Raw genomic sequence first — 6150 nt, 5'->3', positions numbered from 1 at the left:
TCGGAAACCGGAATTTGGTTTTTCTTGATTAGTTCTTGATACCAGTAGTGGTGAAGTACGTAAACTTCCTCCTCCGGCTTGTGTCCGTCGATCATCGAGTGGATGGCGCCGCTGATCGCAAAGACCGCCATATAGATATGCACAAGCAAAAATACCGCGCAGACCGCGCCCAAAAAATTATGAATAATCGCGCTTGCTCTTAAAATTTCGATCTGGCTCATACCTAGCGCACTTCTCATCGCCGGGATATCGTAGTCTAGGAAAAACATCGACGCGCCCGTAGCTATCATCACTATGCCGCCTAAAGTAGCGACCCAAAACCACGCCTTTTGGCCTGCGTTAAATTTACCCGCAGGGATCGCGCGCTTCTTTTTGCTTAAATAGCCGCCCACGATCATCATCCATCTGATATCGTAAGTTCGCGGTAGCATACGCCAAAACCATGTCACTAGCATAGGCACAACGGCAATCGCAAACGCTATCGTAGCCAGTCCGTGAGCATTTTTACAAAACCTCACGAAAGCGCCGCCGCCGAATTCCTCGCCAAACATCATAATCAAGCCTGTCGGAACCAAGATCGCCCATGCGACGGCCGCTACAAGATGGTATAGTCGCTCAAATTTATTAAATGCATAGATCGGTTTGCCCGCGTGATGATCGAAGTGCTTCGGCCCTATGATCGCGTAGTGCCCAATAAAAGCTATGATTACGCCTAAAACCGCACCCAGCGCCAACCAAGCAAAAAAGCCCGAGCTTTGCAGATGTCCTTGAAATTGCAGAAAAATCGGACCGAAGCCGTTGCCGTAGCTATCGATGTTTTCAAGCCTTGCATTGCCCCAAACATCGCTATTTCCCTGCACGATATCGGCGTATTTTTTCTCTTCGGCCTGCGCATAAATACAGGCGAAAAGCGCGAGAAATAATCTTTTCATGGATTTCCTTAGGTATAAAATTCAAGCCGATTATATCATTTTTTGCAAAAAATTTTCTTACAAAGTAAAATTACATTTTTGCATTAAGTGCGGCGCTAGTTTCGCCGCGCATACTCGTCGTAGCCGAATTTTTTGATTGCCAAAACCTCTCCGCGCTCGTCCGCTAAGACGAGATCGGGCAGCTTGATGCCGTTAAAGGTCGTGTTTTTCACGATCGTGTAGTGGATCTGATCTTCGAAAATCACCCGATCGCCGATATTTAGCGGCGCGTCAAATTTATACTCGGGTTGCCCGCTCTCAAGCCCCACGACGTCGCCTGCGAGGCAGGTATTTCCGCCGAAGCGATAGCTAAATTTACCGCTCTTACTCTCGCCACGCACCGCAGGACGATACGGCATCAGCACGGTATCGGGCATATGAGCTTCAGCGGAAGCGTCCAAAATAGCGATTTTAGCGCCATTTTCTACGATATCAAGCACGCTAGAGACCAAATACCCGCACTCCCAGCCGACCGCTTCGCCGGGCTCGAGATAAATTTCGACCTCGTATTTTTCGCGAAATTTTTTGATCAGATCTATCAGTAGCTCCACATCGTAGCCTACGCGCGTGATATGATGACCGCCGCCGAAATTTAGCCACTTTAGGCCGTCAAAATACTTGCCGAATTTCGCCTCGAAAACCTCAAGCACCCGCTCTAGACTCTGAGCACTTTCTTCGCACAGCGCATGAAAATGAAGCCCCGAGATGCCGCGCAAAAACTCGCCGTCTTGCAAGATCGCCCGCTGTAGCGCTTCAAGACTCATCCCGAGCCTGCTAAAGCTGCCGCACGGATTGTAAGCGTCTTTGGGCGCGAAGGAGGTCTGCGGATTTAGCCGCAAGCCGCACGATGCACCCGCAGCAAGCGCCTTTGCGCGGTATTTTTGCCACTGCGCGGCGCTATTGAATACGACGTGGTTTGAAATTTTTAAAATTTCATCCAAATCATCCTCTTTAAAGGCAGGCGAGTATGTGTGGATTTCGCCGTTTTTGATAAATTCCGCGGCAAATTTCGCCTCGTGCAGGCCGCTGCAAGTGGCGCCCCAGAGGTATCTGCCGACGTAAGGCATCGCGAAACTAAACGCAAAGCCTTTTAGCGCGCATAAAATTTTTGCACCGCTTCGCTCGCCTACGCCGCGTAAAATTTCTAAATTTTTTACCAGTTTTTGCTCCTCGCACACGTAAGCGGGGGTCGAAATTTCATCGATTTTCATCGTTTTTCCTCATTAAATTTTTACGCAATTATATAAAATTTTATGAATTTTTGGTTAAAATCGCCCAATCTTTAAAAAAGGACAAAAATGGTAGAGGTAGAATTTTTAGGGCCAATCGGGCGCGAGCCCCTGCACCTAAACGCAAACTCCTTGCAAGAGGTAAAAGCGGAACTGCAAAAGGACGAAAGTCTGCGGGAGTGGCTCGCAAACTGCGCCGTAGCGGTAAATGATAAGATGATTTACGATGCGAACTTTGCGCTTAAATCCGGCGATCGCGTAAGCCTTCTGCCTCCAGTTTGCGGCGGCTAAGCTTAGGAAGTGGCGATGAACGAGGCTAAATTTAATCCGGAAATTTTAAGCGGGATCAAGCCTGAAATTTATGAGGGCAGCTTGGACGTGAACGCGATTTTATCGCGCTGGTACGCTAAATTTAAAGACGCAAATTGCGGCGCGTTTATTACCTTCGTAGGTATCGTGCGCGAAGAGGGCGGCATCTGCGCGCTGAGCTTCGATATCTACGAGCCGATTTTGCGGACTTGGTTCGAAGCGTGGCAACAAAAGGCCGCGGCACAGGGCGCATTCGTGCTTTTTGCACATTCGAACGGGGGCGTGCCTATCCACGAAAGCTCCTACGTAGCAGGCGTCGTAAGTCCGCAGCGCAAGGTCGCCCTGGCGCTAATAAACGAGTTTGTGGAGGATTTCAAGGCGGCCGCGCCGATCTGGAAATACGACGTAAAGGGCGGCAAAATCGAGGGCGGCAAAGTAGTAGGCGGGAAGAGGTTCTACGCAGCGGATCGCTCGCAGAGGGTAAAAGGCGCAGGGCTTTTGGGCTAAATTTATTATTCGAGTCTTAATTCAAAACTAGTGAAGTTGCGTTTAAGTCGTTTTATAATTCTCTTATGGATTTGATCTTATATTTCCAGTTATCAATAAATTCTATTTTATCTTTTAAAACACATGAATCGGTAGGTAGCCACCCATCTGGCATCCACCTACCAAACTTTTTATTATAATACTTCCGTACTACCCTTTTCTTCCTGTCATTATACAAGCTACACCATATCTTATATCGGGGGCCTTTGTAACCGACGTTTCTCGCATTTTTTATATCTTTGCAAGCTGTTTGCCAGGTAATATATTTTTTATCATACTCTGACACTGCATTGGAATAATCCGGCTTAGTCTTTCTAGGAAAAATTTCAATAATGAAATAGTTAAAATCAATTCTTCCGTCGATTCTGCCGCGAATATTGCTCTCAATAATATCAATCCACTTACCAATTGTATTTACGCTTTTCACTAAATCTCTAGTAATAAGAACTGCGGCGGAATTACCATTTCTAATATAGCTAATATATTCTGCATCATATTTATGATTATTTACAATATTATCAGCCGTTGTTTTTACTCCATATAAAATTCCGTTATTACAAAATTTACTTAAAAATCTATTCAAACGAAAATATTAAAATTTAAACACGCTCTTAGCTTCAGCGATGCGCTCACCAAGGCTCGTAGCGGTATCTTCGCCGCTTGACGCGCACCTATAGATCGGCTCAAGCACCTCGGCGAAAAAGCCGTTTAGCCCCTCCTGCATGATCTGCGCATTGTTTTGATAGCGCGCAAGCCCCATAAATACGCCGTGTCCGATCGCGCCGAGGCCCTTTGCCTCATCGGCGATAAATTTATTCAGCGCCTTGCAAACCGCAACGACCGCGCTTGCGTTTACGATCTCGCGATCTCTTAAATAATCCTCAAGCGCGCCGTAATCGCACTCGCATCTGATCCATCTAAACGCCTTTGCGATCGAGGGCGAAACGCATTTGTGCTCACTTAGAGTGCATAGGACGTATAAATTTTTAGGCACCGCAAAATATGAGCGACCGTCCTTTAAAACGACGCTGGCGCGCGCTTTTTCGCCCTCTTCAAAGCTGTCGATTACGTGAGAGTTTTTCGTGCGGATCAGCGAAAGCTCGTCTTCCTCGTCGTAGCGGCGATCCAAAAGCACCGCCGCCTCGCCAAAAATTTTATCCAAGCTCGCGGCACTTGCATTGTCGATCAGAAAATAATACTCGCCCTTCGGATCTTTTAGCGCCTCTTTGCAAAGCGCTTTAAACTCGCCATTGATGAAACTTTCGCCGTAAAATCCGTCTATAAAATCGCGATATTCAAAGCCTTCGTGCAGGCAAACGTAGCGGAAATTTTTTGCCGCAAGCTTCTTTTCGGTGATCAAAGATCGCAATCTGCGGGTCTTGCCGGTACCGATCGCGCCGTAAAATATCGTATTTTTCGCGACCTCTTCGCTTTTGTAGTTTTTGACATATTCGAAAAATAGCGAGGAGTACACGATCCTAGCGGCGCCCACGACGTCCTGCGGATACGGGGTAAATTCCGCGATAAATCGCGAACTTACTTCGTAAAATTCTTCAAAAATTTCAACCTTTTCGTCGTAGAGCAAGGATAAAATTTGCGCAGTTTCATCGCGATAAACGAGCGTCGGAAACTCGTCGTTGCACTGCGCAAATATGCTGGCTAGCAGATAGAGCTTCTCGCGCGAAATTTGCGCGAAATCGCCGTCCTCGGCAAGCCCTAAATTTAGCATCCCGTCGTCGCTTAGGTAGCTGTCGATCAGATAGAAATTATCGGCATTTATCGCGGATTTTAAAAATTCCATCAGCACGAAGGGCTGATTATGCAGCGCGACGTCGAAAAAATCGATCGCCAAAGCGCTGTCCACCGCCGTAAGAAGCCTGTAAAGCTCGTCGTAAAAATTGACTAGCTTTTGTTTAAAAATATCGCGCGCGGTGCGCTCCTGCGAATAGCTATTGAAATTTTTGACGATATTTTCGATGAAAACATAAAGCGAGACGATGTTTTTATCCTCGCCGCTAAGCACGCTATCTACGCTTTTTACGGCATTTTTAGGAAACAGCTCCTTTTTGCCGACGATGCGGTCTTTGAAAGCGAAATCGTAATAAAACGCGCTGATATTGGAATCAAAATACTGATCCATAAAGAAATACTCGGCGTGCGCGAACTTCTCGCCCAAAGATAAAATTTTGCAGCTTCTAAGATTGCCGTCGCTGAGATTTATATATAAAGTTTGCAAAAACTCGTTCTCGGTCTCATCAAAGCTCGCCAAGCAGCGCTTTATCTCGCCTAAATACTTTGAAATCGCGGTTTGTTTTTTAAGCCAGAATTGGTTTTTGTTGTGATTTTTCCAGCTGGCAACCAGCGACTCTATCTTTTCCTTGCTAAAATCTTGCATGACTCATCCTTGAAAGATTAAAAATTGTGTATTGTACTTGAATTTAAATAAATAATTAATAAAACTCTGATCTCGCAGTGGAGCCGAAAGCAAAATTTTATTAAATTTACGCGTTAGGAGGCGGTAGGAAATTTTAAAATTTACTGCGCGCTAGATCTATCCGCGACCCTGCACCAGCGGGACGAATTCGCAGGCGCCAAGCTCCTCTTCTTTGATCTCGCTTGGCGAAATTTTACTAAATCTAACGATCTTTTGCGAGCCGCCTCTATTCATCGGAGCGACCAAAATTCCGCCGTCCGCAAGCTGCGCAAACAGCCGCTCGTCGATACGCTCGGCGCACGCGGAGAGCAAGATCCTATCAAAAGGGGCGAAATTTTTCCACCCGGCGTTGCCATCGTCGTGGCGCAGGCTGATGTTTGAAATCCCGAGATTTGCAAAGTGCCTTTTCGCCTCGCCCACCAGCCGCTCGACGCGCTCGACGGCAAAGACGCGGTGCACCATCCTACTTAAAATCGCCGCTTGATAGCCGCTGCCGCAGCCGATCTCTAAAATTTTCTCGACCTTCGGATCCACGCTTAGCGCCATCGTCATGCGCGCGACCGTCAGCGGCGAGCTGATCCACTGGCTGGCTAAAATAGGCTGCGCGTTAAGGCTGAAAGCATGCGCGCCAAGAGGGGCGAACTCGCTTCTAGCGACGCTG

At 47.2% G+C, this 6150-nt stretch carries 7 protein-coding genes; 2 read left to right on the top strand and 5 right to left on the bottom strand.

Going from position 1 to position 6150, the window contains the following annotated elements; all coding sequences use genetic code 11:
* Positions 1 to 932 (bottom strand): formate dehydrogenase subunit gamma (locus Q0256_RS00715; protein ID WP_297959108.1); only part of this gene is annotated, 932 nt, incomplete at its 3' end.
* Positions 933 to 1027: 95 nt separating this feature from the next.
* Positions 1028 to 2182, bottom strand: a complete 1155-nt coding sequence (gene nspC / locus Q0256_RS00710; protein ID WP_297959106.1) for a carboxynorspermidine decarboxylase — start codon at positions 2180 to 2182, stop codon at positions 1028 to 1030.
* An 87-nt stretch (positions 2183 to 2269) separates the two neighbouring features.
* On the opposite strand from nspC, the gene Q0256_RS00705 reads away from it, so the two are divergent.
* On the top strand, positions 2270 to 2491 hold the full coding sequence (locus Q0256_RS00705) for a MoaD/ThiS family protein (RefSeq protein WP_297959104.1): 222 nt from the start codon (positions 2270 to 2272) through the stop codon (positions 2489 to 2491).
* 15 nt (positions 2492 to 2506) lie between these two features.
* Complete coding sequence (locus tag Q0256_RS00700; RefSeq protein ID WP_297959102.1) at positions 2507 to 3016, top strand: molybdenum cofactor biosynthesis protein MoaE; 510 nt, start codon at positions 2507 to 2509, stop codon at positions 3014 to 3016.
* 52 nt (positions 3017 to 3068) lie between these two features.
* Here the strand turns inward: Q0256_RS00700 and Q0256_RS00695 are convergent, their stop codons facing one another.
* The 3 genes from Q0256_RS00695 to Q0256_RS00685 all read right to left on the bottom strand — a co-directional run.
* Entirely contained in the window at positions 3069 to 3638 is a 570-nt protein-coding gene (locus Q0256_RS00695; RefSeq protein WP_297959100.1) for a hypothetical protein, read from the bottom strand.
* Between the two features lie 9 nt (positions 3639 to 3647).
* Positions 3648 to 5450 carry a hypothetical protein gene (locus Q0256_RS00690; RefSeq protein WP_297959098.1) on the bottom strand — a complete coding sequence of 601 codons (1803 nt, stop codon included), beginning with the start codon at positions 5448 to 5450 and terminating at the stop codon, positions 3648 to 3650.
* A gap of 156 nt (positions 5451 to 5606) precedes the next feature.
* A partial coding sequence (locus Q0256_RS00685; protein ID WP_297959096.1) for a protein-L-isoaspartate(D-aspartate) O-methyltransferase occupies positions 5607 to 6150 on the bottom strand: 544 nt, incomplete at its 5' end.

The organism is uncultured Campylobacter sp., assembly GCF_937949835.1.
Lineage (GTDB): Bacteria > Campylobacterota > Campylobacteria > Campylobacterales > Campylobacteraceae > Campylobacter_B.
The sequence above is the reverse complement of the archived record's forward strand: the minus strand, read 5'-3'. Positions and strand labels throughout refer to the sequence as shown.

Coding starts and splice junctions, on each gene's coding strand:
- Q0256_RS00705 (WP_297959104.1), top strand. CDS start 2,270: ATGGTAGAGGTAGAATTTTTAGGGCCAATCGGGCGCGAGCCCCTGCAC.
- Q0256_RS00690 (WP_297959098.1), bottom strand. CDS start 5,450: ATGCAAGATTTTAGCAAGGAAAAGATAGAGTCGCTGGTTGCCAGCTGG.
- nspC (WP_297959106.1), bottom strand. CDS start 2,182: ATGAAAATCGATGAAATTTCGACCCCCGCTTACGTGTGCGAGGAGCAA.
- Q0256_RS00700 (WP_297959102.1), top strand. CDS start 2,507: ATGAACGAGGCTAAATTTAATCCGGAAATTTTAAGCGGGATCAAGCCT.